20 protein-coding genes are annotated in these 21,409 nt (G+C 65.2%); 5 read left to right on the plus strand and 15 right to left on the minus strand.

Going from position 1 to position 21,409, the window contains the following annotated elements; translation table 11 throughout:
- Positions 1 to 66 precede the first annotated feature (66 nt).
- The 6 genes from scpB to IVB19_RS19055 all read right to left on the minus strand — a co-directional run bounded on the left by scpB (position 67) and on the right by IVB19_RS19055 (position 7,473).
- The gene (gene scpB / locus IVB19_RS19030) at positions 67 to 819 is read right to left on the minus strand and encodes an SMC-Scp complex subunit ScpB (RefSeq protein ID WP_027567087.1); all 753 of its coding nucleotides are present in this window, start codon (positions 817 to 819) and stop codon (positions 67 to 69) included.
- 21 nt (positions 820 to 840) lie between these two features.
- Positions 841 to 1,680, minus strand: coding sequence for a segregation and condensation protein A (locus IVB19_RS19035; protein ID WP_027518127.1), 840 nt, complete (start codon positions 1,678 to 1,680; stop codon positions 841 to 843).
- Positions 1,677 to 2,705 carry a beta-N-acetylhexosaminidase gene (gene nagZ / locus IVB19_RS19040; RefSeq protein WP_247409280.1) on the minus strand — a complete coding sequence of 343 codons (1,029 nt, stop codon included), beginning with the start codon at positions 2,703 to 2,705 and terminating at the stop codon, positions 1,677 to 1,679. The genes IVB19_RS19035 and nagZ overlap by 4 nt, the downstream gene beginning before the upstream one ends.
- Positions 2,706 to 2,750: 45 nt before the next feature.
- Positions 2,751 to 4,325, minus strand: coding sequence for an SPOR domain-containing protein (locus IVB19_RS19045; RefSeq protein ID WP_247370417.1), 1,575 nt, complete (start codon positions 4,323 to 4,325; stop codon positions 2,751 to 2,753).
- Positions 4,326 to 4,464: 139 nt separating this feature from the next.
- The gene (gene argS / locus IVB19_RS19050) at positions 4,465 to 6,255 is read right to left on the minus strand and encodes an arginine--tRNA ligase (RefSeq protein WP_247819780.1); all 1,791 of its coding nucleotides are present in this window, start codon (positions 6,253 to 6,255) and stop codon (positions 4,465 to 4,467) included.
- A gap of 9 nt (positions 6,256 to 6,264) precedes the next feature.
- Positions 6,265 to 7,473 carry a deoxyguanosinetriphosphate triphosphohydrolase gene (locus IVB19_RS19055; protein WP_085362127.1) on the minus strand — a complete coding sequence of 403 codons (1,209 nt, stop codon included), beginning with the start codon at positions 7,471 to 7,473 and terminating at the stop codon, positions 6,265 to 6,267.
- Positions 7,474 to 7,605: 132 nt separating this feature from the next.
- Here IVB19_RS19055 and erpA point away from each other — a divergent pair, with 132 nt between their 5' ends.
- Positions 7,606 to 7,935 (plus strand): iron-sulfur cluster insertion protein ErpA, encoded by a 330-nt coding sequence (erpA, locus tag IVB19_RS19060; RefSeq protein WP_007610737.1) that lies wholly within the window; start codon positions 7,606 to 7,608, stop codon positions 7,933 to 7,935.
- 9 nt (positions 7,936 to 7,944) lie between these two features.
- On the opposite strand, the gene IVB19_RS19065 is transcribed toward erpA, so the two are convergent.
- Positions 7,945 to 10,275, minus strand: a complete 2,331-nt coding sequence (locus IVB19_RS19065) for a hybrid sensor histidine kinase/response regulator (RefSeq protein ID WP_018458035.1) — start codon at positions 10,273 to 10,275, stop codon at positions 7,945 to 7,947.
- A 133-nt stretch (positions 10,276 to 10,408) separates the two neighbouring features.
- On the opposite strand from IVB19_RS19065, the gene xth reads away from it, so the two are divergent.
- Positions 10,409 to 11,206, plus strand: a complete 798-nt coding sequence (gene xth, locus IVB19_RS19070) for an exodeoxyribonuclease III (protein ID WP_247819781.1) — start codon at positions 10,409 to 10,411, stop codon at positions 11,204 to 11,206.
- Positions 11,207 to 11,221: 15 nt separating this feature from the next.
- Here xth and IVB19_RS19075 read toward each other — a convergent pair whose 3' ends face one another.
- A complete protein-coding gene (locus IVB19_RS19075) occupies positions 11,222 to 12,043 on the minus strand; it encodes a tetratricopeptide repeat protein (protein WP_026233489.1) in 822 nt (273 codons plus the stop codon).
- Positions 12,030 to 13,754, minus strand: a complete 1,725-nt coding sequence (gene ilvD, locus IVB19_RS19080) for a dihydroxy-acid dehydratase (RefSeq protein ID WP_247296611.1) — start codon at positions 13,752 to 13,754, stop codon at positions 12,030 to 12,032. The genes IVB19_RS19075 and ilvD overlap by 14 nt, the downstream gene beginning before the upstream one ends.
- Positions 13,755 to 14,454: 700 nt before the next feature.
- On the opposite strand from ilvD, the gene IVB19_RS19085 reads away from it, so the two are divergent.
- Together IVB19_RS19085 and IVB19_RS19090 are read left to right on the plus strand one after the other, a co-directional pair.
- Positions 14,455 to 14,721, plus strand: coding sequence for a hypothetical protein (locus IVB19_RS19085; RefSeq protein WP_247819782.1), 267 nt, complete (start codon positions 14,455 to 14,457; stop codon positions 14,719 to 14,721).
- A complete protein-coding gene (locus IVB19_RS19090; RefSeq protein WP_018458040.1) occupies positions 14,721 to 14,942 on the plus strand; it encodes a hypothetical protein in 222 nt (73 codons plus the stop codon). Before IVB19_RS19085 ends, IVB19_RS19090 begins: the two co-directional genes overlap by 1 nt.
- 26 nt (positions 14,943 to 14,968) lie before the next feature.
- On the opposite strand, the gene IVB19_RS19095 is transcribed toward IVB19_RS19090, so the two are convergent.
- The 5 genes from IVB19_RS19095 to IVB19_RS19115 form a co-directional block, all read right to left on the minus strand.
- A complete protein-coding gene (locus tag IVB19_RS19095; protein WP_247819783.1) occupies positions 14,969 to 15,547 on the minus strand; it encodes a hypothetical protein in 579 nt (192 codons plus the stop codon).
- A 157-nt stretch (positions 15,548 to 15,704) separates the two neighbouring features.
- Complete coding sequence (locus IVB19_RS19100; RefSeq protein WP_247819784.1) at positions 15,705 to 16,007, minus strand: hypothetical protein; 303 nt, start codon at positions 16,005 to 16,007, stop codon at positions 15,705 to 15,707.
- A gap of 66 nt (positions 16,008 to 16,073) precedes the next feature.
- A complete protein-coding gene (locus IVB19_RS19105; protein WP_018458043.1) occupies positions 16,074 to 16,286 on the minus strand; it encodes a hypothetical protein in 213 nt (70 codons plus the stop codon).
- Positions 16,287 to 16,435: 149 nt separating this feature from the next.
- Entirely contained in the window at positions 16,436 to 16,612 is a 177-nt protein-coding gene (locus tag IVB19_RS19110) for a hypothetical protein (RefSeq protein WP_018458044.1), read from the minus strand.
- Between the two features lie 105 nt (positions 16,613 to 16,717).
- The gene (locus IVB19_RS19115; protein WP_018458045.1) at positions 16,718 to 18,454 is read right to left on the minus strand and encodes an adenylate/guanylate cyclase domain-containing protein; all 1,737 of its coding nucleotides are present in this window, start codon (positions 18,452 to 18,454) and stop codon (positions 16,718 to 16,720) included.
- A gap of 324 nt (positions 18,455 to 18,778) precedes the next feature.
- On the opposite strand from IVB19_RS19115, the gene IVB19_RS19120 reads away from it, so the two are divergent.
- A complete protein-coding gene (locus IVB19_RS19120; RefSeq protein ID WP_018458046.1) occupies positions 18,779 to 20,968 on the plus strand; it encodes a lytic transglycosylase domain-containing protein in 2,190 nt (729 codons plus the stop codon).
- 91 nt (positions 20,969 to 21,059) lie between these two features.
- On the opposite strand, the gene IVB19_RS19125 is transcribed toward IVB19_RS19120, so the two are convergent.
- Complete coding sequence (locus tag IVB19_RS19125; RefSeq protein WP_018458047.1) at positions 21,060 to 21,359, minus strand: hypothetical protein; 300 nt, start codon at positions 21,357 to 21,359, stop codon at positions 21,060 to 21,062.
- Positions 21,360 to 21,409 lie beyond the last annotated feature (50 nt).

Genomic DNA, 21,409 nt, shown 5'->3' on the forward strand with positions numbered 1-21,409 from the left:
GCTGTTGGCGCTACGTAATTTTGCTAGTGTTAACTGGTCGCAGGCGGCCGGTAAAAGGCCGGGACGTCAGTCCTCGCTGCCACCCTCGCCCCCCTCATGGCCGCCTTCCGGCGGCGTCTCGGGCTCGACCGCGGGCGCCAGCGCCAGATCAAGGTCCTCGCCCGGCTCCAGCGGATCCTCGTCTTCCCGCAAAGTCGGGTCATCCGACGGCGTCGGCACGCTGAATCCGGTCGGCAGGCGCGAATCCAGCAGGCCCGTGCCCTTCAGCTCCTCCAGGCCCGGCAAATCGCCGAGCTGTTCCAGAGTAAACTGCGACAGGAAGTCCTCGGTGGTTCCGAAGGTCAAGGGACGGCCCGGCGTCTTGCGACGACCGCGCGGCTTGATCCAGCCGGTTTCCAGCAGCACGTCCAGCGTGCCCTTCGAGGTGACGACGCCGCGGATCTCCTCGATCTCGGCGCGCGTCACCGGCTGGTGATAGGCGATGATCGCCAGCACCTCGATCGCGGCGCGCGACAGGCGGCGGGTTTCGGTGCTCTCGCGGGTCATCAGCCAGGCGAGATCGCCCGCGGTGCGGAAGGTCCATTTGTTAGCGACCCGCACGAGATTCACGCCGCGCAGGGAGTAGTCGGCCTGCAACTGCTCGAGCGCGGCCTTCACGTCGACGCCCTCGGGCATGCGCTTGGCCAGCGTCGCGGTGTCCAGCGGTTCATTCGAAGCGAACAGCAGCGCTTCCAGCAGCCGCAATTCTTCGGGACGTGCCTGGGACTCGTTCTCCATCGGCTCGGCCTCTTCTACCCGCACTTCAGCCAGGCTTGCCATGGCAGATTCTCCTTGTTGCACTTAAGCGACCGGCGCATCGGGCGCAGGAGCTGCGTCCATGACCGGCTTGGGGCGCCCCTTCCGGAAATAGATGGGCGCAAACGCCTCTTTCTGATTCAGCTCGAGCTGACCTTCGCGCACCAGCTCGAGCGCAGCCGCGAAACTCGAGGCGAGCACCGTCGCGCGCTGCGTCGGATCGGCGACATGCTGAAGCAGAAAATCGTCGAGAACGCCCCAATCGTCTTGCTCGCTGATGCTGCCGACCAGCCGCTCCAGCGTGGCGCGCGCCTCGGCGAGCGACCACACCGTGCGCTTGGCCAGATGCACGCTCGCCAGCACGCGCGACTGGCGCTGCGCGGCATAGGCGGTGAGCAGGTCATAGAGCGTCGCGGTATATTTCGGATGCCTGATCTCGGCGATCTGCTCGGGCTCGCCGCGCGGGAAAATGTCGCGCAGCAATTGCTGCCGGTTCATCAGCCGGTTGGCGGCTTCACGAATGGCCTCCAGCCGGCGCAGCCGATTGGCGAGCGCCGTTGCCATCTGCTCGGCGCTCGGGCCTTCCGCACTCGGCGGCTCCGGCAGCAGCAGACGCGATTTCAAGAAGGCGAGCCATGCCGCCATCACGAGATAGTCGGCGGCGAGCTCGAGGCGGATCTTTCGCGCGGCTTCGATGAAGTGGAGATACTGGTCGGCGAGCGCCAGGATCGAGATCTTGGCGAGATCTACCTTCTGCTGCCGCGCCAGTGCGAGCAGCAGGTCGAGCGGACCTTCATAACCCTCGACGTCCACCACCAACGCCGGCTCACCCTCGGCGAGCTCTGCGGGCCGCCCGGTTTCAAACGATAGGATTTCTGCGGTCATGCCGATGCCGTGTTTGCCCGTGCGATCAATGCCTCCAGTTCGGCGCGCGCGGCCGCGCGATCGAACGGTTGCGGTCCTTTACGCGCAGCGAGCGCGGCGTTCGCCCGCTCCAGCGCCCTGCCCGCCAGTTCGGGTGTCTGGCCGGCGACCTCACGCATTTCCTCGATGTTGCCGTTGCAATGCAGGGCCATGTCGCAGCCGGCCGCAAAAATGGCGCGGGTCCGTTCGGCGATGTTGCCCGACAGCGCGTTCATCGACACGTCATCACTCATTAACAAACCCTGGAACCCGATTGCGCCGCGAATCACCTCAGCGATCATTGTCGCAGATGTCGTCGCCGGATGGGCGGGGTCGACCGCGCTAAACACAACATGTGCAGTCATGGCCATCGGCAAATCCGCCAAAGGCTTGAATGCCGCGAAGTCGGTGCGATCCAGTTCGTCGCGCGACGTGTCGACCGTCGGCAGATTGAAATGGGTATCGGCCGTAGCTCGGCCATGGCCGGGGATGTGCTTGAGCACCGGCAACACGCCACCCTGTTCCAGGCCCTCGGTGACCGCGCGGGCGATCGCGGCGACCTTTCCCGGTTCGGTGCCGTAAGCCCTGTTCCCGATGACGGCGTTGGCGCCAGCCACCGGCACGTCGGCCAGCGGCAAGCAATCCACGGTAATGCCGAGATCTGCGAGATCGCACGCGATCAGCCGGGCGCTGAGGCGCGCCGCGGTCAGCCCGAGCGCCGAATCAGTATCGTAGAGGCCTGCGAAAATAGCGCCCGGCGGATAGACCGGCCAATGCGGCGGCGCCAGGCGCTGCACCCGCCCACCCTCCTGATCGATCAGGACAGGGGCATCAGCGAAACCCGCAACCGCCCGCAATTCCGCAACGAGTGCAGCAACTTGAGCCGGCGTCTCGACATTGCGCTTGAAGAGGATGAAGCCCCACGGGCGTTCGCTGCGGATAAACTCCCGCTCGGCGGCGGTTAGTTCCGTTCCGGAAACGCCGGTAATGAAGGCCCGCGTGCTCATACGGCCGATTAACCCTGACCCGCGAGAGGGTCAAGGAAACGGCCGTTAATTCCTCTGGACGAAGCAGGCAGACAGGCCAGCGGATTTCAAACTGTTGCAGGCCTGGTTCGCCTCTTCGAGCGATCCGTACGGCCCAGCGAAGGCGCGGTAGACGATTCCCTTGCCCTTGTCGGTCAGGTCGACCCGCTTGACCACGGGTGCGCGGGAGCCAAGCACGCTGCCGTACTTGCTCTGAAGCACCCGGTAGGAGGCGTGGGCGCTATCCTCGGTCTGCTGCGAGGAGACCTGCACGACGTAGCCGCCGCCACCGCTGCTCGCGGGCGCAATTTGCGTCGGATTGGTCGCAGCCATCCGCTGCGGTGGCTCCGCGGCCGGCGCCGATTGCGGCGCCAGCGAGAGCGGCTGATTGGCACTGGCATTGGCCGAGGTCGGCGGCGTGCGTGGTGCAGCTGGTGCCGCAACGGGCTTCGGGAGAGCTGTCGGCTTCGCGGCCGTGGCCGCTTGCGACGCGGTGGCGTCGGTCTGATCGCCCTTCACGGCCACGGTCCTGATCGCGCGCGGCGAATTGTTCGGCAGCGTGCCGTTGCTCGGATTCGGGCCCGCACTCGACAGCGGAATGCTGGACGGCGACACGCTCGCGACTGGCGGCGGGTTCGCGTTCTGGTTCAGCGCCGGGAACACCACGCGGGGACCTCCCGCCTTGGCGTTGACGTCGACAGGCGCCTCCTCGCGCGGCACGATCTTCTCGGCTCCGTCTCCGGTGACCATGCGGTCCGGTACCTTGGCTGAGGAGTCCGACGGCGCCGGCACGATTTTGGTCGGCGTGTTGTCGGCCTTGATGATCGGCGGCTCGCCGCTGCGGGGCGAGCCCACATAGGTCTTGTAAGCGAACGCAGCGCCGGTCCCGACCACGGCAAGGGCCAGGATCGCCGCGACGGTCATCATGCCGCCGCGCTGCTTCTTCGGCTCGTCGAGATCGGCCTCGGGATAGTCGCTCTGGAACGCGTAAGGATCGTCGGGATAGGCGGGATCGCGCTGATAGTCCTGCTCGCCCGCCTCCAGCCGTCCGTAGAGCGCCTCGTCGTAGCGCGCCGGATCGGGCTGCTGGTGGGCTTGCTCCTGGTAAGCCTGATCGGGCTGCTGATATGCCTGATCCTGATAGGCCTGCCCCTGATGGGTGCGAGCTTGATAGGCCTGATCCGGATAGGCCTGCGGCTGACGATAATCAGGTTCAGGCTCGGGCGCAGTCGGCTGGGCTGAATAACGATGCAGTGGATGAACCGGGTTTACGGAAGCGGGATGGGCAGGCTCAGCTGGCACCGTCTGCGGCTGCACATTGGCGCGCCGCATCCATGAGGGTGGCCCGGGCGGCGGCGGGGCCTGCTCGGCATAGTCCTGCTGGCCATCGTCCTGGCGATAGTCGTCGTCCTGATAGCTCTGGGCAGGCGCAGGTGCTGCAGGCGGGTGCACGCCCGGCCGCCCTTGCGCTGCGAACGGATCGGTCTGCCCGATCAGGCGGGCAAGTTCGGCCAAGGGATCACCGCTCTCCGCCCTCCCATGCTGATCGCCACCGCGATAGTCATCGGAAGGAAACGGTCTGTCCTGATATCGTTCGGCCATCGTGATGATGCGTCCCTTCGGGAAAGCCGCGCGCCCCTCGACCAAGGCGCGGCTTTCGACCCACAAGGCTTTCAACCAAGTCTAAGCGATCCGGCTTCTGCCGGTTAGCCCCGAAATCCCTTAAGTAGTTCGCCCCAAACTACCGCATCTCGTCCGGAGCATGGACGCCGAGGATGGCGAGGCCCGATGCCAGGACAGAGACGACGCCCTGGACCATGGCCAGCCGCGCCTTCGTTAGATCTGCATCATTATTGATAATGAAGCGTAAATAGGGCAAATCGCGCCCCTTCGTCCAAAGTGCATGAAATTCGCTGGCTAAATCATAGAGATAGAAGGCAATTCGGTGCGGCTCGTGGGCGGTTGCGGCCGCTTCCAGCATGCGCGGAAATATTGCGAGCCGCTTAAGAAGGTCGAGTTCAGCCGGGTTCGACAGCCGTTCCACCGCCGACTCACCCAGCCAGGCGATGCGCTTTTCCGTTTCCTCCGGGAGTTCCGGGAACACCTCGGCCCGGGCGTTGCGGAAGATCGAGTGGCCGCGGGCGTGGCCGTACTGCACGTAGAACACCGGGTTGTCGCGCGACTGTTCCACGACCTTGGCGAGGTCGAAGTCGAGCACCGCGTCGTTCTTGCGGTAGAGCATCATGAAGCGGACGGCGTCCTGGCCGACTTCATCCACCACCTCACGCAAGGTGACGAAGTCCCCGCTCCGCTTAGACATTTTCACCGGCTCGCCGTTGCGCAGCAACTTCACCAGCTGGACGATCTTGACGTCGAGCGCCCCCTTGCCGGAGGTGGTCGCCTTCACCGCCGCCTGCATGCGCTTGATGTAGCCGCCATGGTCGGCGCCCCAGACGTCGATCATCTCCGCGAAACCACGATCGAACTTGTTCTTGTGGTAGGCGATGTCGGCGGCGAAGTAGGTGTAGGAATTATCCGACTTGATCAGCGGGCGATCGACGTCGTCGCCATAGGCGGTCGCCTTGAACAGCAACTGCTCGCGATCTTCCCAATCCTCGGTCGGAGCCCCCTTTGGGGGCGGCAGACGGCCCTGGTAGACGTCGCCCTTGGCGCGCAGGAAATCGATGGTCTCGGCGACCTTGTTGTTGCCGGCGTTCTGTAGCGAGCGCTCGGAGAAGAACACGTCGTGGCGGATGTTGAGCGCGGCGAGATCATCCTTGATCTCGTCCATCATCATCGCGATCGCCTTGGCGCGCACCGTCCGTAGCCACGCGCCCTCGCTCACGGCGAGGAGCTTGTCGCCGTGCTCCTGCGCCAGCGCCTGCCCGACCGGCTTCAGATAGTCGCCGGGATAAAGGCCTTCCGGCATCGCGCCGATGTCTTCGCCGAGCGCCTCGCGATACCGGAGGAACGCGGAGCGGGCGAGCACGTCGACCTGCGCGCCGGCGTCGTTGATGTAATATTCGCGCGTGACGTCACGGCCTGCGAATTCAAGCAGGCTCGCCAGCGCATCGCCGAACACGGCGCCGCGGCAATGGCCGACATGCATCGGTCCGGTGGGGTTGGCGGAGACATATTCGACGTTGACCTTGGAGCCGCCGCGGACGCGGCCGTAATCGGCGCCCTCGCGCAGCACGGTCCGTAGCGCCTCGGCCCATGCGGCCGGCTCCAGCGTCAGGTTGATGAAGCCTGGACCTGCGACGTCGACCTTGGCGATCAACGGGTCCGCGCGCAGCCGTTCGGCGATCTGCTCGGCGAGGTCGCGCGGCTTTGCCTTTGCCTCTTTCGCAAGCACCATGGCTGCGTTGGTCGCCATGTCGCCATGGGAAGCATCGCGCGGCGGCTCGACCACCACGCGCGAGAAATCGATGCCCTCGGGCCAGTTGGCTTCCGCCGCGAGCGCGCGGCAGACCGCGTGCACGCGTGCGAGCACGTCGGCGAACAGGTGCAGTGCTGAGGATGTGTCGGGCATGGGCGCCGCCTAACGCAAATCCGGGGTCGAGTCAAAGAGCCGCTGGTGCTCGGTCAGGGCGAAACGGTCGGTCATTCCGGCAATGAAATTCCCGATCCGGCGGGCCCGGTCGCCCTCGTTGTCCGCCTCCGCCCCGACCAGCCATTCCGGCGGCAGCTCGCCGGGCGAGGTGAGGTATTTTGCGAACAGGTCGAACAGGATCTGTTCCGCCTCGCCCATCACCCGCATGACCCGCTTGTGGCGGTACATGTGCTGATAGAGAAAGCGCTTGATGGCGGCCTCCTCCTCGGCGACCGCGGCGGGGAATGCGATCAATGCCCGGCTCTGCTGGCGCACGTCCTGTGCGGATTGCGGTTTCACGGCGGTAAGGTTTATCTGGGCCTCGGCGAACACGGCACCGATCAAGTGTGAGATCAGCTCGCGCACCAGCTCGGCGCCGCGCCTGACGTCTTCGAGATCGGGGTAATGCGCAGAAGTCTCGGCGATGATCTCCGCGGTCAGCGGCATCACCTTGAGGTCGTCGAGGTGAAACAGGCCGGCGCGCAGACCGTCGTCGATATCGTGGGCATCATAGGCGATGTCGTCCGCGATCGCGGCGACCTGTGCCTCCAGCGAGGCGAAACTCCACAATTCGAGATCATAGATCTTGATGTAGTCGGCGATGCCGACGGGAACGCCGCGCTCGCGATAACGCCCGGCCGGCGCACCGCTGCGATCGGTCAGCGGGCCGTTGTGCTTGACGATGCCCTCCAGCGCTTCCCAGGTCAGGTTGAGCCCGTCGAATTCGGGATAGCGCTGTTCCAGGGCCGCAACGACGCGGAGCGTCTGGGCGTTGTGATCGAAGCCGCCAAAATCCTTCAGGCAGGCGTCCAGCGCCCGCTCGCCGGCGTGCCCGAACGGCGGATGGCCGAGATCGTGGGCGAGCGCCAGGGTTTCCGTGAGGTCCTCGTCCAGCCCGAGCTGCCGGGCCAGCGCGCGGGCGATCTGCGCCACCTCCAGCGAATGGGTCAGCCGGGTGCGGTAGTGGTCGCCCTCGTGGAACACGAACACCTGGGTCTTGTATTTCAGCCGGCGGAACGCGGTGGAATGGATCACCCGGTCGCAATCCCGTCGAAACGGGCTGCGGGTCCGGCTTGGCGGTTCCGCGACCAATCGGCCGCGACTGCGCTCGGGATCGCAGGCATAGGGCGCGTGGGGGGCAGCCATTCCGACGGACACGGCGAATTTAGTCTCTATCCATTTGATTCTGCGTATGGTGGCACTTAACTATGCCGGACGCGGGATACCAACTGAATAGGGCACGTGACCTTCAGGTGACCTTGGTGTGAGCGGGCCTATCGGAGACGAACGATGACGACTGACGTGACCATCAGTGACAAGGCCGCACGCCGGATTGGGGAGATCCTCAAGGGCGAAGGGTCTGGCGCGATGCTGCGGATCTCGGTCGAGGGCGGAGGCTGTTCCGGTTTCCAGTACAAGTTCGACATTGACCGTGCCCGCACTGACGACGATCTCGTGATCGAGCAGGACAATGCGGTGGTGCTGGTCGATTCCGCCTCGCAGCCGTTCCTGGCGGGGTCGCAGGTCGATTTCGTCGACGATCTGATCGGCGCCTCGTTCCGCGTCAACAATCCGAACGCCACGGCGTCCTGCGGCTGCGGGACCAGCTTCTCGATCTGACGTCGCCGGCTAGGCGCCGGTCATCTGCCTTTCCTCGTCCGTCCACTCCACGTCGACCGACATGAGCTCCGGCTGAAGTGGTGCGTCTCCCGCCATCACATGTCCATCGAGCGCGCGCAGCAGCGCCGCCAGCAGCGCGGGTTTGCGTAGCGGCTTGGCCAGGAAGTCCGACATGCCGGCCTCGCGGCAGATCTTGACGTCCTCGGGGAAGGCATTGGCGGTGAGCGCGATGATCGGCAAGGATTCGAATCGGCCACCTTGCGCACGGATCGCCCGGGTTGCGGCAAGGCCGTCCATGTCGGGCATCCGCACGTCCATCAGCACGAGATCGTAGTCTTCCTCCGAGGCCGCCGCGACGGCCTCGACGCCGTCGGTGACGACGCGCAGCTCGACGTCGAAGGCCCCTAACATCTTGCTCACGACCATGCGGTTGACGGCGTCGTCCTCGGCGACCAGCACCCTCAGCGGTCGGTCGAGACTCGCGATACGCGCCTTGAGGTAGTCGGCTTCGTCGCGGTCGGCAATGTAGTCGGATGCCTGCTCCTGGCTCCAGGGCAGCACCAGCGTGAAGCTGAATGTCGAGCCCTCGCCCGGCGTCGAGGTGACGCCGATGGTGCCGCCCATCTGTTCGATGATGCGCCGGGAGATCGCAAGCCCAAGCCCGGTGCCGCCGAAGCGGCGGCTGATCGAGGCGTCGGCCTGCGCGAAGTCGGAGAAGAGCTGGCCAAGCTTCTCGGGGGCGATGCCGATACCGCTGTCGGTCACGCTCCATTCGACGGTGGCGAGCAGATCGCGGCGGGCCTGACAGACGGCTGCGATCGTGACTTCGCCTTGGTCGGTGAACTTCACCGCGTTGGATGCGAGGTTGAGCAGGACCTGGCGGATACGCGCGACATCGCCGCGCAGCGTCGGCGGCAGGTTCGGATCGAGCTTGACCTTGACCGCGAGCCCCTTGCTCTTGGCACTCGCGCGCACGACGGTCGCCAATGTCTCTACCAGCGCCTGCGGCGCGAAGTCGATCACCTCGAACGCGAAGCGTCCAGCCTCGAGCTTGGAGAGGTCCAGGATGTCGTTGAGGATGCGCTGGAGATTGTCGCCGGACTCGCGGATCGTGGTGACGGCCTCGTGCTGCTCCGGATCGAGTTTTGTCTCCAGAAGCATGCTGGCAAGCCCGAGCACGCCGTTCATCGGCGTGCGGATCTCGTGGCTCATCACCGCGAGGAAATCCGATTTGGCGCGGCTCTCGGCCTCGGCCTTTTCCGCGCGCCAGCGCTCGGTCACGTCGCGGCCGAAGCCGCGATAGCCGAGGAATTGACCGTCGCGGTCGTAGGCCGGCTTCGCGGTGAGCGACCACAGCCGCGCCTCGCCGCCGGCGACGACCTTGAGATTCATCTCGTGCAGCGGTTCGGCGTGCTCCATCAGGCCGACGACATTGTAGGCCGCGCTCTTGTCTTCGGGGCACAGCATGTCGAGCACGTCGGCGAAATGCGAGCCCTTCAGCAAGGGCAGTGGCAGCTGTGCGACCGCGGCGAAGCGCTCGGGCACGTCGACCAAATGCCCTTCGGCGTCGGTCTGCCACAGCCAGTCGCTGGCGTTCTCCTGAAAATCTTTCAGCAACAGCGAGATGATCTCGGTCTGGCGCTCGAGCTCAAGCTGGGCCTTGAGATTGCCAAGGAACAGATTGCCTTGCGAGACGATGTTGCGCGCCATGAAGAACGCGAACAGCAGCAGGAACACGGCGGTCACGAGGTAAGGCCCGGTGCCGCATAACAGCAACGCACCGGCACAGGCGATCGTCGTCGTCGCGAGATAGACAAGGCCCGCACGCGGGAAGGTCGAGAGCGTGAAGGCACCGCCGGACATCATGCCGACCATAAGGCAGGCCAGAATGAGCTGACTGGTCGGCTCGATGCGGCTGAACAGCGCGACCGGCAGCGTGCCCCAGATTGCGGCGAGGAAGAACGCCTGCCGCAACATCTGCCGCGCGGCGCGGGGTGAGGCTTCCTGAGGCGGGCTTTGGTGGGAGCGCCGCCACGCGCGCACCGCAAGCGAGGCGGCGGTCGCGAGGGTCATGCCCCAGATCGCGAGAAAGTCGTTCCAGCCACGACCCCAGAACAAAATCAGCACCACCGCGACGTTGAGCATAGTGACGGCCATCGTCACCGGGATCAGGCGTATCACCGCGTCGATCTGCTTGGCACGGATGCGGCTCAGCTCGCGCTCGCTGAGACCGGCGGTCAGGCCGTCCTCGATCTCGTAGCCGCCGAGCCAGTACAGGAACGCGCCGATCAACCCGTCGCGGGGCTCGGTTCGCTTCATGGCTTTGTTCGGCCGTCCCATTCGAAAAACCTTTTCACGATCAATGGACCGGGCCCGACTTAAGCCGGGTTAATTTTGTGGGAGATTTCGCAGCGTCCTTGACGGGCGCGTTTGCATTTTGTTCTAACCATGGCCCCTGCCCGGAGCCGCCAAGATGCCCATCAGAATAGCCACCTGGAACGTGAACTCGGTCCGGCAGCGCATCGATCTCCTCCTGACCTGGCTGAAGGAGTGCCAGCCGGACATCGTCTGCCTCCAGGAGATCAAATGCGTCGACGACGCCTTCCCGCGGCTGGAGATCGAGGCGCTCGGCTACAACGTGGTCACCCACGGGCAGAAGACGTTCAACGGTGTCGCCCTGCTCTCCAAGCTCCGGTTCGACGAGACCAAGTCGGGGCTGGCCGGCGACGACGAGGATGCCCATGCCCGCTTCCTCGAAGGCGTGGTGACGCTCAAGTCCGGCGTGCTGCGCATCGCCTGCCTCTATCTGCCCAATGGCAACCCGGTCGGGACCGAGAAATATCCCTACAAGCTCAAATGGATGTCGCGGCTTCTTGAGTATTCGAACGAGCGCCTCAAGACCGAGGAGCCGCTGATCCTCGCAGGCGACTTCAACGTCATCCCGCATGCCCGGGACGTCCATAATCCCGCCGCCTGGATCGAGGACGCCCTGTTCAAGCCCGAGACGCGGGAAAGTTTTCAGTCCCTGCTCGGCCTCGGCCTGACCGATGCGCTTCGGGCCGTCACCGACGAGCCCGGGCTCTACACGTTCTGGGACTACCAGGCCGGCGCCTGGCAGAAGAACCACGGCCTGCGGATCGACCACCTTCTGCTGTCGCCACAGGCCAGCGACCGGCTCGCCAATGTCGGCATCGACAGCTATGTGCGCAGCTGGGAGAAGCCGTCGGACCACGTGCCGGTGTGGGCGGATCTCGATCTTGAGGCGGCGTGAGGCCGCCTCAACCCATCACTCCCGTCGACCCTGCACCCATTGCTCCAGCATCTGCAGGCACATGGCGCGATCGTCGTCGGAGGCCTTTGCGAAGGCGCGGTTGTAGTTTTCCTTGATCCAGGTCTCGTCGCTGCCTGCGCTGTCGCGCGCCAGCGTCAGCCACATCAGGCCGCGCGCGGCCTGCCGCGGCAGGCGGTCGCCGTTGAACAGCATCTGGCCGAGCAGCGCCTGGGCCTCGTGCTGGCCCTTCTGCGCGGCGAGCCCAAGCCAGCGCGCGCCGTAGCGGAAATCCTCGCGCGAAGCGTCCGGCGTCTTCAGGTACAGGCGGGCGAGATCGTATTGCGCATCCGCATTGCCGAAATAGGACGCGGCATAGGAAAACATCTCCCGCGCCCGCTCCTGGTCCGGCTTGACCTTCGAATTCGGGATGCCGCTGAGATAATAGCGGCCGAGCGCCACAAAGGCGTTGGCGACGATCTGCGCCTGCGGCGCGGACGGGCTGTCTTCGGCGTGCGCGTTGGCGATGCGGGTGAAATACTCGAACGCACGCACATCGTCCTGGGCGACGCCGTCGCCATTGGCGTACATGCGGCCGAGCTTCCACTGCGCGATGGGGTGGCCACCCTCCGCGGCATATTGCAGGGCGCTGAGCGAGGTTTCCTGGGGCACGACTGGCGGTACATTGCGCACCTTGCCTGCTGCGCCCGGCAAGGTCGTGACCACCGGGATGGTCGCATCCTTCTGGCTGACGGGTGCGCCGTCAAAGGCGAGAGCCGGCGCGGCCAGCGCGGCAGCCCCCAACACAAACGCAACGATGGTACGCCTAGATGTCCGCATAGCACTGTTTCTCGTGCGCGCCGCCCGGATGGGTCACTGCCCCACCGACCGCTGGTCCAACCTGCTGAGCATATTTCCAGAGCGCGCCCGTCGTGTGGTTAGTCGCGCGAGCGGTCCATTTGGTCTTGCGTTGGGCAAGCTCCTGGTCGCTCAATTTTACGTTAAGGGTACCGGCGACCGCGTCGATTTCGATGATATCGCCGTCCTCCAGCAACCCGATCGGGCCGCCGATGGCGGCTTCCGGCCCGACATGGCCGATGCAGAAGCCGCGGGTGGCGCCGGAGAAGCGGCCGTCGGTGATGAGCGCGATCTTGCCGCCCATGCCCTGGCCGGTCAGCGCCGCGGTGGTCTGGAGCATTTCCCGCATGCCGGGACCGCCCTTCGGCCCCTCGTAGCGGATCACGATGACTTCGCCTTCGCGGTAGGTGCGCTTCTGGACGGCCTCGAAAGCATCCTCCTCACGGTCGAAGCACCTGGCCGGACCGGTGAACCTGAGGTTGGACATTCCCGCGACTTTCACGATCGCACCTTCTGGCGCCAGATTGCCCTTCAGACCGACCACACCGCCGGTGACGGTGATGGGCTTGTCTGCCGGGTGCACCACGTCCTGGTGCGGATTCCACTTCACGCTTTTGAGGTTTTCGGCGATCGTTCGACCGGTGACGGTCATGCAGTCACCGTGGAGAAATCCGTTGTCGAGCAGCGTCTTCATCAGAAGCGGTATGCCACCTACTTCAAACATGTCTTTGGCGACATAACGGCCGCCTGGCTTCAAATCCGCGACGTACGGTGTCTTTTTGAAGATTTCGGCGACGTCGAACAGGTCGAACTTGATGCCGCACTCGTGCGCGATTGCCGGCAGGTGCAGTGCAGCATTAGTCGAGCCACCGGACGCGGCGACCACGGCGGCGGCATTCTCCAGCGCCTTGAGGGTGACGATGTCGCGTGGCCGGATGTTTTGGGCGATCAGCTGCATGACCTGCTCGCCCGCGGTCATGCAGAAGGCGTCGCGAATTTCATAGGGTGCCGGAGCACCGGCCGAGTACGGCAAGGCCAGCCCGATCGCCTCGGAGACGGTCGCCATCGTGTTGGCGGTGAACTGCGCGCCGCAGGCACCCGCCGAGGGGCACGCCACGCGCTCGATCTCGTCGAGGTCCTCGTCCGACATTGCGCCGACCGAGTGCTTGCCGACGGCTTCGAACATGTCCTGCACGGTCACCTGCTGGCCCCGGAAATTGCCGGGCAGGATCGAGCCGCCATAGATGAAGATCGAGGGCACGTTGAGACGGACCATCGCCATCATCATGCCCGGCAGCGACTTGTCGCAGCCGGCCAGGCCAACGAGAGCGTCATAGGCGTGGCCGCGGATCGTCAATTCGACGGAATCGGCGATGCATTCGCGCGACGGCAGCGAGGAGCGCATGCCGTCATGCCCCATGGCGATGCCGTCGGTCACGGTGATGGTGCAGAACTCGCGCGGCGTGCCGCCGGCGGCTGCGACGCCCTTCTTCACCGCCTGCGCCTGGCGCATCAGGGAGATGTTGCAGGGCGCGGCCTCGTTCCAGCACGAGGCGACGCCGACGAAGGGCTGGTGGATCTGGTCGGTGGTCAGACCCATGGCGTAGAGGTAGGAGCGATGGGGCGCGCGCGCAGGACCTTCCGTCACGTGACGGCTCGGCAGCCTCTGCTTGATGTTGCTCTTCGCGTCCATCGCAAACCAGTTTCCCCGGCCAACCCTTTCAGACCCGAAAAATCAGAGCCAAGATTTGAATCGACCTTTTGAATCGACCTTGGGGATTTCCGTCGTCTTCCAGGATCACCGCTGCCGCTAAAATATTCGAGTGATTTTATTCATGTTCGGGTGTGGCCAAAAAGCGGCGTCGATGCGAACGGACAGAGAAGATGGTTAAATCCGTGACGAGTGTTGCACGGACGGCACAATCGTGGCCGTGAGGACACGATCGAGCTTACTGCGATACCCCCGGCGGGAGGACAATCCCACAACTTCAAGTTTCCGGTGCGTGCCTGCGTTGCAACTTCGGCGCGACGACGAGGCGCAGCCAAGGTGAGTCGGCGCTTCATCATCTCCCCGCCTGTCCGGACGCGCCGCAAGGGCGCTGCGTCCAGGCCACAGATCGAAGTGTTGTGCACACTCTCTCCACATCGTCTTTGCGAGCGGAGCGACTTGTCCGCCGAAGCTTTAGCGAAGGCGGAAGCAATCCAGAATCCTCCGCGGAAAGACTCTGGATCGCTTCGCTGCGCTCGCAATGACGGAGCAAGGGGCAGCAATCGCCATCCGCCAATGCAGATTCAACTTGCAGACACGCTTCGCGTTCTCGCGGCTGATTCCGCCCGAGCTTTGCTTCGTCGCTTCACCCTCTTGTCCAAGAGGGCGCAGGGTACCCGCTGTCGTGCTCGCCGGCGTGGGCAGCCTGATCGCGGTGCTCGACCATGCGCACGGGCTGATGACGAAACTGTCCATCGCCGTCGTGGTCTGCGCCTGGGTCTGGATCGTCTGTCGATCGCGGACGCGCGGCTTGAAAATCCGATCGTCCGTGCTGGCTGCAATGTGCGCCGCGACCGTTCTGACCGCGACGGCCGCGCTGTGGCCGGTTATGGGGCCCGCCGTCGTCCACACCCTCGGTGTCGCCAAGAAGCCGAAGCCTCCGGCCGGCTGATGGACGCAATCACAATCTTCGGAGTGCTGTCGGTCAGTGCGATGCTGCTGTTTTACGCGCTTGAGCCGCGCGGACCGCATTTCGTGCTGGCCTTCGCGGCAGCCTGCGCGTTCAGCGGGGTCTATGGCTTTCTCCAGGGCGCCTGGCCGTTCGGGTTTGTCGAGACGGTTTGGACAGCGGTCGCCTTGCAGCGCTGGGCAAAGGTCCGGTTATCGGCATGACCGGACTTCAGTGCCTTGGTTGGCGCTCAGTCGTTCCGCATCGCGCGCCCGAACGGATCGGCCAGACGGACGATCTCACAGACGGCGACGAGGCCGGCGAGCCAGATGGCGCTGGTCAGCCCGATCCGGGTCACGATGGCGGCGGTGAAGGCGCCCTCGCCGCCCAGGACCGGCGTCGCGGCAAGCAGCGCGAACTCATAGACCGCGTAGGCGGCAACGAATGCAATCGCAAGCATCAGTGGCGTGCGGCCTCGCGGCAGCCTACGGAGGACCGTCGATGCTGCTGCGGTCGATAGCAGCGCAGCAGCGCCGATGACGAAGCCCCAGGCGATAGTGCTGGGGTCGATCGGATAGTGCAGCGCGCCGAAGCCGATGCCCTGGTTCACCAGCCAGGCGCCGGTGACGACGAGCAGCGCCGGACGCAGCGGCAGCATGGCGGCGGCGACAACCGCGCAAGCCGCAAACGGCGTGGCACAGGAGAATGCAAAGCTTGCCAGCGCGCATGACACGATCAGCAGCGCGAAGCCGAACAGCGGCGCAAGGCGCGCCGCGACCGGGTTAAGGCGGAAACGGTCGCCGAGGGGCGGCAGGATTGGACGGGGCATGGATGAACTCATGCCGACGATCCTAGCACATTTGCACCTGCTTGGATCACCTCCCGCGGCAGTTCCAACCGCCTCATCAGAGGTCCCGACGGATGGTGACGCGCGCCCTCTTGCCCTCAGCTGGCTGCGCTCGGCCCTCTTCTCCTTAAACGGCGGGCTACGCTCGCCCTCTTGGGCGCTGGGCCTGAGCCCAGGCCGCGGTGACGTCGCGCGGCGGGACGTCGACGCGCCGGATCGGCGTCAACTCGCCGGAGGCGGAGATGATCGCGGTCTCCTCGCGGCGGCAGCGCGGGCAAACGAAGCGGACCTCGTTCGGCGAAGCCGACCAGCTCGAACGTCTTACATTGGCGGCCATCGGCCAGGCTGCGCAGTGAGAGCATGACACCAGGAACCGACCGGGATCGAGCTTACCCATTCCAAAGGACTCCGCGTCCTGCCATCCCTTCAATGATTGATCCATGTGAATCGTTCCGGTGCCAAAACACCGTCGAGACACCATCGGCCTCGAACCAGGAGGCGGAGCCGCTCAGCGGGCGCCCTTGAGCGTGCACGACGTGCTGCAGGTGACCGTGTTGCCGTGGTCGCACGCCTTGCAGGCGGCAACGCACTGGGTCATGTCGCGGGGATTGAAGGAAGTGTAGTTCCGCATCGCGCAGACCGGGGTCGAGCCGGTGATCTCCTGCTCCTGGTTGCAGGCTGCCGTCATGAGTCCAAACATGATGACCGCAAAAAGGCGCATGGGATCGCCCTGCTAGGCACGACAAAACAATCTCGCGACGCGCGCTGCACCGCAGCGAGCCCCGGCATTACCACAGCGGGAAATCGCCGCAGGCGTCCCCGCATCTGCATTGAGGATGCGCGCCAAGTGTTAAGAACGGATTGCCGGCGTCAGGCCGCAGCTTGGCTCGCTATGGCCTGCCGCATGTCCACCGCCAGCTGGCGATACCGCTCCGAGAGCTTCAGATAAAACTCACGCTTGGTGCTGTCGGTGGCGAGCCTGGCGATCAGCTCGCATTCGGCGGTGAGCGTCTCGAACCGTTCGAGCCTGTTCTCAAGTTCTGTCATCGGCGTGTCCCCATCAAACGCCTCAAGGACACCAAACCTAAGCCCGGGAAATAGGTCACTGCGAACATCGTTATCGAGTAGAATCAATTTTTCCCGCGCGGCCGACTATTTCTGCTCCAACCGCCAGGCGCCGTCCCAGCCCTCGTCCGGCGGATGGGCCTCGAACCGCGTGATACGAGCAAGCATTGCCCGCGAGGGGCCGTCGCCTGGGACGGCTTCAAGTGCCGCGTTGAAGCCGGCGCGGGCCTCGTCGAAGCGGCGGGCGCGATAGGCGGCGAGGCCTTCGGCGTAGTGAGAACGCAGGCTCTCATGCGCGGCCGTGAGTGCGCCTGCCCGGCCCATCACCTCGAAGATCGTTTGCGGCGCGCTCTGGCCGGCGACCGCAAGACGGTCGACCTCGCGCAATCCGAGGTGCGAGCCGATCGCGTCCGCCGTCGCCTGCGAGATCAGGATACGGGTGCCATAGGTCTTGTTGACGGCCTCCAGTCGTGAGGCGAGGTTCACGGCGTCGCCCATCACGGTGAAGCTCATCATCAGCTCGGAGCCGATGCTGCCGGTCAGGACCTCGCCGGTGGCGATGCCGATCCGCAGATCGCAAAGCCCGGGCATGGCGCGGATGCCGAGCAGATCCGGCAATTGCTTCTGCAGCGCGGGCACCTGATCGGCCATTTCGATCGCAGCAAGGCCTGCGAGCAGCGCCGGCTCTTCCTCCTCGATGAAGGGAGGGCCCCAATAGGCCATGATGGCGTCGCCGATATATTTGTCGATGATGCCGCGGTTGCTCCTGATCGGACCGGACATGACGGTAAAATAGTGGTTCATCACCTTGACCAAGCCGCGCGGGGTCATGCCCTCGCTCATCGCGGTGAAGCCGCTCATGTCGCAGAACATGATGGTCATCACCCGGCGCTGGCCGTCGACGGCGACCTCCGGCCGGTCAATCAGCCCCTGCACCACCTTGGGATCGATGTAGCGGCCAAAGGTCTCGCGGATGCGCTCGTTCTGGCGCAATTGCTCGACCATGCGATTGAAGGCGGAGGCGAGTTCGCCAATCTCGTCCTGCGTCGAGACACTGATGGTCTTGTCGAAGCGGCCCGCCTCGACTTCGCGGGTGCCGGCCAGCAAGAGCCGGACCGGTCGCGTGATCCCGGTGGAGACCATGATCGCAAAGGCAAGTCCGACGATCGCCGCGAGGATGGTCACGATGCCCGAGACGATGATCGCCTGGCGCTGATGGCGGATCACCTGCGCGGTGCTCACGAACACCTGCGAGAGCATCTCGGCGCGGATCGCATCGATCCGCTGGGTGAAGAGATCGCGGAGCGCGTCCACATGGACGAGCACGTCGCGCGTGGCCGCAAAGTCCTTGGCATCGAGCAGCCGGAGCAGCTTGGCGTCCTCCTCGTCGAGTTCGCGGCGAAGCTCCTTGACTGCATTCTCGATGCGCGTCTCGATCCGGGCGAGTGCCGCGTTGTCCGACGGTGTGCTCTCATCGTCGATGATCGCGTTGATCAGCTTTCGCGCGGCTTCGGCCTCCTGCTCGACCTGGGCGTCCGTTTCCCTGAAGATCTTCAGCCGCGCCGCAAAGCCCTCCTCGTCCGGCGGCGTTTGCATTTTGGCGATCACCATGCGCCGCATCGCCAGCGCCCGCTCCAGCGAACGCACATTGGACCGCGCCAGGTGGCCGTAAGCCGGAATATACCGCGCGGTCAGCTCATCCAGAAGATGGCCGACGCGGCTGGACATCACCATCGACAGGATCGCGGTGACGACCATCAGGATGATGAGGCCGAGCGCAATCCCGACGATCTTGCGCCGGATCGACTGGTTGAAAATCGGCATGGGCGCGGGACAATGGGCTGAAGGGGAAAGGCTTTGGAACCCAATACAACGGATTTGCCGCCGGGAATACGCGCAATTTGGCCGCTTCGAGGCGTCCTGAACCGCCGCAACCGTCGCGCGAGCCGTATTCGTTAATGAAGGTTAAGAGACCCGCTCGCCCCGCCGTTGCACAGGTTCCCTGGCTCCATCCGTATTTCGCCGCATTGTTGGAACAGCTTCAGGATGCGAAACGACGTCGTGTCACCATTTTGACGCCGTTTTGATTCTCGAGCCGCATCTCGTCGCGGACTTTGGTTTGTACTGGTTTCGCAGGGGGACCACGGAATGAACCAGTGCCTACGCTCGCTCGCGTGTGTCGTTGCCGTGGCCGCTTTGGCCTTCATCCCTACAGAGCTGGCAGCGAAGAGCGGTCACAAATCGTCCGCGCCGAAGAAGACGCATGAGGCGAAAACCGGCAAGCAGCGCCACGCCTCCGCCGGCAAGGCGCGGCACGGCAAGCATGCCGAGGCCAAGCGCAAGTCGAAGAAGCAGGACGACGCGCCCTCGGACAAGCCGGCAGCCCCGCCGCTGACTGGCGATCTCGCCGCGCTGAAGGATGCCATCGATCTCGCGCGGAAGGGCAAGACCGAGGACGCCAGCGCGGCGCGCGACCGCATTGCCGACCCGGCCGGACAGAAACTCGCCGACTGGTTTATGCTGCGCCATTCCGAAAGCACGGCGAATTTCAAGCGCTACGCCGCCTTCCTCGCCGCCAATCCGGACTGGCCGAGCAGCGCGCTGCTCCGCCGCCGCGCCGAGGCGCGGCTGTGGCAGGAGAAGGCCAACGCGGCGACCGTGCACAAATTCACGATGGACCGGCCGACCAGCGCCAAGGGCAAGTTCGCGCTCGCCCGCGTGCTGATGACCGAGGGCGACAGCGACAGGGCCGCGCGTCTCGTGCGCGATGCCTGGCGCACGGACGAATTGTCCGAGCGCAGTGAGGAGGATTCCTACCAAGCGTTCCGCGATCTCCTGACCGCCGAGGATCATCGCGCCCGCATGGACAAGCGGCTCGGCGCCAAGGACTATGCGGGAGCGCGGCGCGCAGCCAAGCGGCTCGGCGAGGATGCGCTCGCGATCGTCAAGGCCTGCGCCGCAGTCACCGGCAAGGCCAGCAAGGCCAAGGATTACCTGGAGGATATTTCGGCCGAGGCGCGCCGCGACCTCGGCTATGTGCTGTGCCGCGCGCAATGGCATCTCCAGAATGACCGCATCGACGACGCGGCCGAGGTGATCCTGGCCGCCGCGCCCGATACGATGGCGGCGCAAGACACCGACGCCTGGTGGCGCGAGCGCCGCCTGCTCGCGCGAAAGCTGCTCGACCAGGGCAAGTTCAAAACCGCCTATGATTTGGTGCGCTCGGCAGCCGTGCCCGCGATGGAGGTCTATCGCGCCGACTATCACTTCATGTGCGGCTGGATCGCGCTGCGCTATCTCGATGATCCCAAGGCGGCGATGACGCATTTCGCCGCGATCGACGAAGGCTCCGCCAATCCGATCGCGCTGTCGCGCGCGCATTATTGGCGCGGCCGCGCGGCCGAGGCAATGAACGCACCGGCCGATGCGCGCCTGAGCTATCAGGCGGCGGCGCGCTATCCGACCGCCTATTACGGCCAGCTCGCCCGCGCCAGGCTCGGTCTCGACCGCATCGAGCTGCGTGCGCCCTCGCCCGTGCTGGCAGCAGTCGACGCGCCGCCCGCGGACGAGCGCGTGCGCGCCGCCGACATGCTCTACGGCGTCGGTGAGCGCGACATGGTGTTTTACTTCGCCGAGGATTTTGCCAAGGAGAGCACCGACGTCGCCGCACTCGAAGCGCTCGGCGAGCTCGCCGGCCGGCGCAACGATGCGCGCGTGATGCTGGAGGTCGGCAAGTCGGCGCTGGCGCGCGGGCTCGCGCTCGATCACTACGCCTTCCCGACCATCGGCATCCCTGAACATAAGCAGGTGGCGCCCGCGATCGATCCCAGCGTGATCTATTCGGTGGCGCGCACCGAAAGCTCGTTCGACCAGCGCGACAAATCGGCCGCCAACGCAGTCGGGCTGATGCAGGTGACGCCGGAAGCGGGCCGCGACACCGCAAAGCGCTTCGGCCTGACCTATGACTGGGACAAGATGGTCTCCGATCCCGTCTACAACACGCAGATGGGCGCGGCCGAGCTCAGTGCGCTCATGTCGGAATATCGCGGCAACCAGATCATGACCTTCGCCGGCTACAATGCCGGCCGGGGCCGCGTGCGCGAATGGGTGCAGGCGCGCGGCGACCCCAGGGATCCCAAGGTCGATCCGGTCGACTGGGTCGAGCGCATCCCGCTGTCGGAGACGCGCAACTACGTCCAGCGCGTGATCGAGAACGTGCTGGTCTATCGTGCGAGGTTTGAGGCCAGCAGCGTCGTCGCGGGGAAGTCCGAGCAGCGCGTTACGACGCCGAACAGGGGCGCGATGCCGACGGCATCGGCCGCAGCCGCCGCGCCCTAGCTTCGCGACGCCGGGGCTGGACGCGGCGTGAAGCTGGATGCAGTGACTGCGACCGACCTCTCTGCGCGGGTCCGCATCGTTTGGCGAGCCGTCACCTCCTTCCGTGGTCAGAGGGTTCGTACGCGCGCAGAAATGCTTCCGTCAGCGAGCGCGAGAGCGCGCCCGTCTGCAGTATCCAGTTCCAGCTCGACACCGTGATCGCTTCGAGCGAACTGCGGTAAGGCCAGAGCATTTCCACCGCCGTCTGCTGATATCGACGGTAGCAATCATAGTCGCAGTACCGCCGCTCAGCGGGCACATGGCGGACGTAACTCGCGCCCAGCGGCTGCGCGCACGCGCTGCAGGTACCGCCGTGGCGAGGCCCTTCCTGATTGACGAACATGAATCTCATCGCGATGTCCTCTCGCCCGGACGGCAAATCCACCGCCCGTTTCGCCCTCC

Origin of the sequence: Bradyrhizobium sp. 187 (genome assembly GCF_023101005.1) — a bacterium.
Classification (GTDB): Bacteria; Pseudomonadota; Alphaproteobacteria; order Rhizobiales; family Xanthobacteraceae; genus Bradyrhizobium; species Bradyrhizobium canariense_D.

Excerpts from the sequence above, each read along its gene's own strand:
- scpB (WP_027567087.1), bottom strand. The coding sequence starts at position 819 with ATGGCAAGCCTGGCTGAAGTGCGGGTAGAAGAGGCCGAGCCGATGGAG.
- IVB19_RS19035 (WP_027518127.1), bottom strand. The coding sequence starts at position 1,680 with ATGACCGCAGAAATCCTATCGTTTGAAACCGGGCGGCCCGCAGAGCTC.
- nagZ (WP_247409280.1), bottom strand. The coding sequence starts at position 2,705 with ATGAGCACGCGGGCCTTCATTACCGGCGTTTCCGGAACGGAACTAACC.
- IVB19_RS19045 (WP_247370417.1), bottom strand. The coding sequence starts at position 4,325 with ATGGCCGAACGATATCAGGACAGACCGTTTCCTTCCGATGACTATCGC.
- argS (WP_247819780.1), bottom strand. The coding sequence starts at position 6,255 with ATGCCCGACACATCCTCAGCACTGCACCTGTTCGCCGACGTGCTCGCA.
- erpA (WP_007610737.1), top strand. The coding sequence starts at position 7,606 with ATGACGACTGACGTGACCATCAGTGACAAGGCCGCACGCCGGATTGGG.
- IVB19_RS19065 (WP_018458035.1), bottom strand. The coding sequence starts at position 10,275 with ATGGGACGGCCGAACAAAGCCATGAAGCGAACCGAGCCCCGCGACGGG.
- xth (WP_247819781.1), top strand. The coding sequence starts at position 10,409 with ATGCCCATCAGAATAGCCACCTGGAACGTGAACTCGGTCCGGCAGCGC.
- IVB19_RS19075 (WP_026233489.1), bottom strand. The coding sequence starts at position 12,043 with ATGCGGACATCTAGGCGTACCATCGTTGCGTTTGTGTTGGGGGCTGCC.
- ilvD (WP_247296611.1), bottom strand. The coding sequence starts at position 13,754 with ATGGACGCGAAGAGCAACATCAAGCAGAGGCTGCCGAGCCGTCACGTG.
- IVB19_RS19090 (WP_018458040.1), top strand. The coding sequence starts at position 14,721 with ATGGACGCAATCACAATCTTCGGAGTGCTGTCGGTCAGTGCGATGCTG.
- IVB19_RS19095 (WP_247819783.1), bottom strand. The coding sequence starts at position 15,547 with ATGCCCCGTCCAATCCTGCCGCCCCTCGGCGACCGTTTCCGCCTTAAC.
- IVB19_RS19100 (WP_247819784.1), bottom strand. The coding sequence starts at position 16,007 with ATGGATCAATCATTGAAGGGATGGCAGGACGCGGAGTCCTTTGGAATG.
- IVB19_RS19105 (WP_018458043.1), bottom strand. The coding sequence starts at position 16,286 with ATGCGCCTTTTTGCGGTCATCATGTTTGGACTCATGACGGCAGCCTGC.
- IVB19_RS19110 (WP_018458044.1), bottom strand. The coding sequence starts at position 16,612 with ATGACAGAACTTGAGAACAGGCTCGAACGGTTCGAGACGCTCACCGCC.
- IVB19_RS19115 (WP_018458045.1), bottom strand. The coding sequence starts at position 18,454 with ATGCCGATTTTCAACCAGTCGATCCGGCGCAAGATCGTCGGGATTGCG.
- IVB19_RS19120 (WP_018458046.1), top strand. The coding sequence starts at position 18,779 with ATGAACCAGTGCCTACGCTCGCTCGCGTGTGTCGTTGCCGTGGCCGCT.
- IVB19_RS19125 (WP_018458047.1), bottom strand. The coding sequence starts at position 21,359 with ATGAGATTCATGTTCGTCAATCAGGAAGGGCCTCGCCACGGCGGTACC.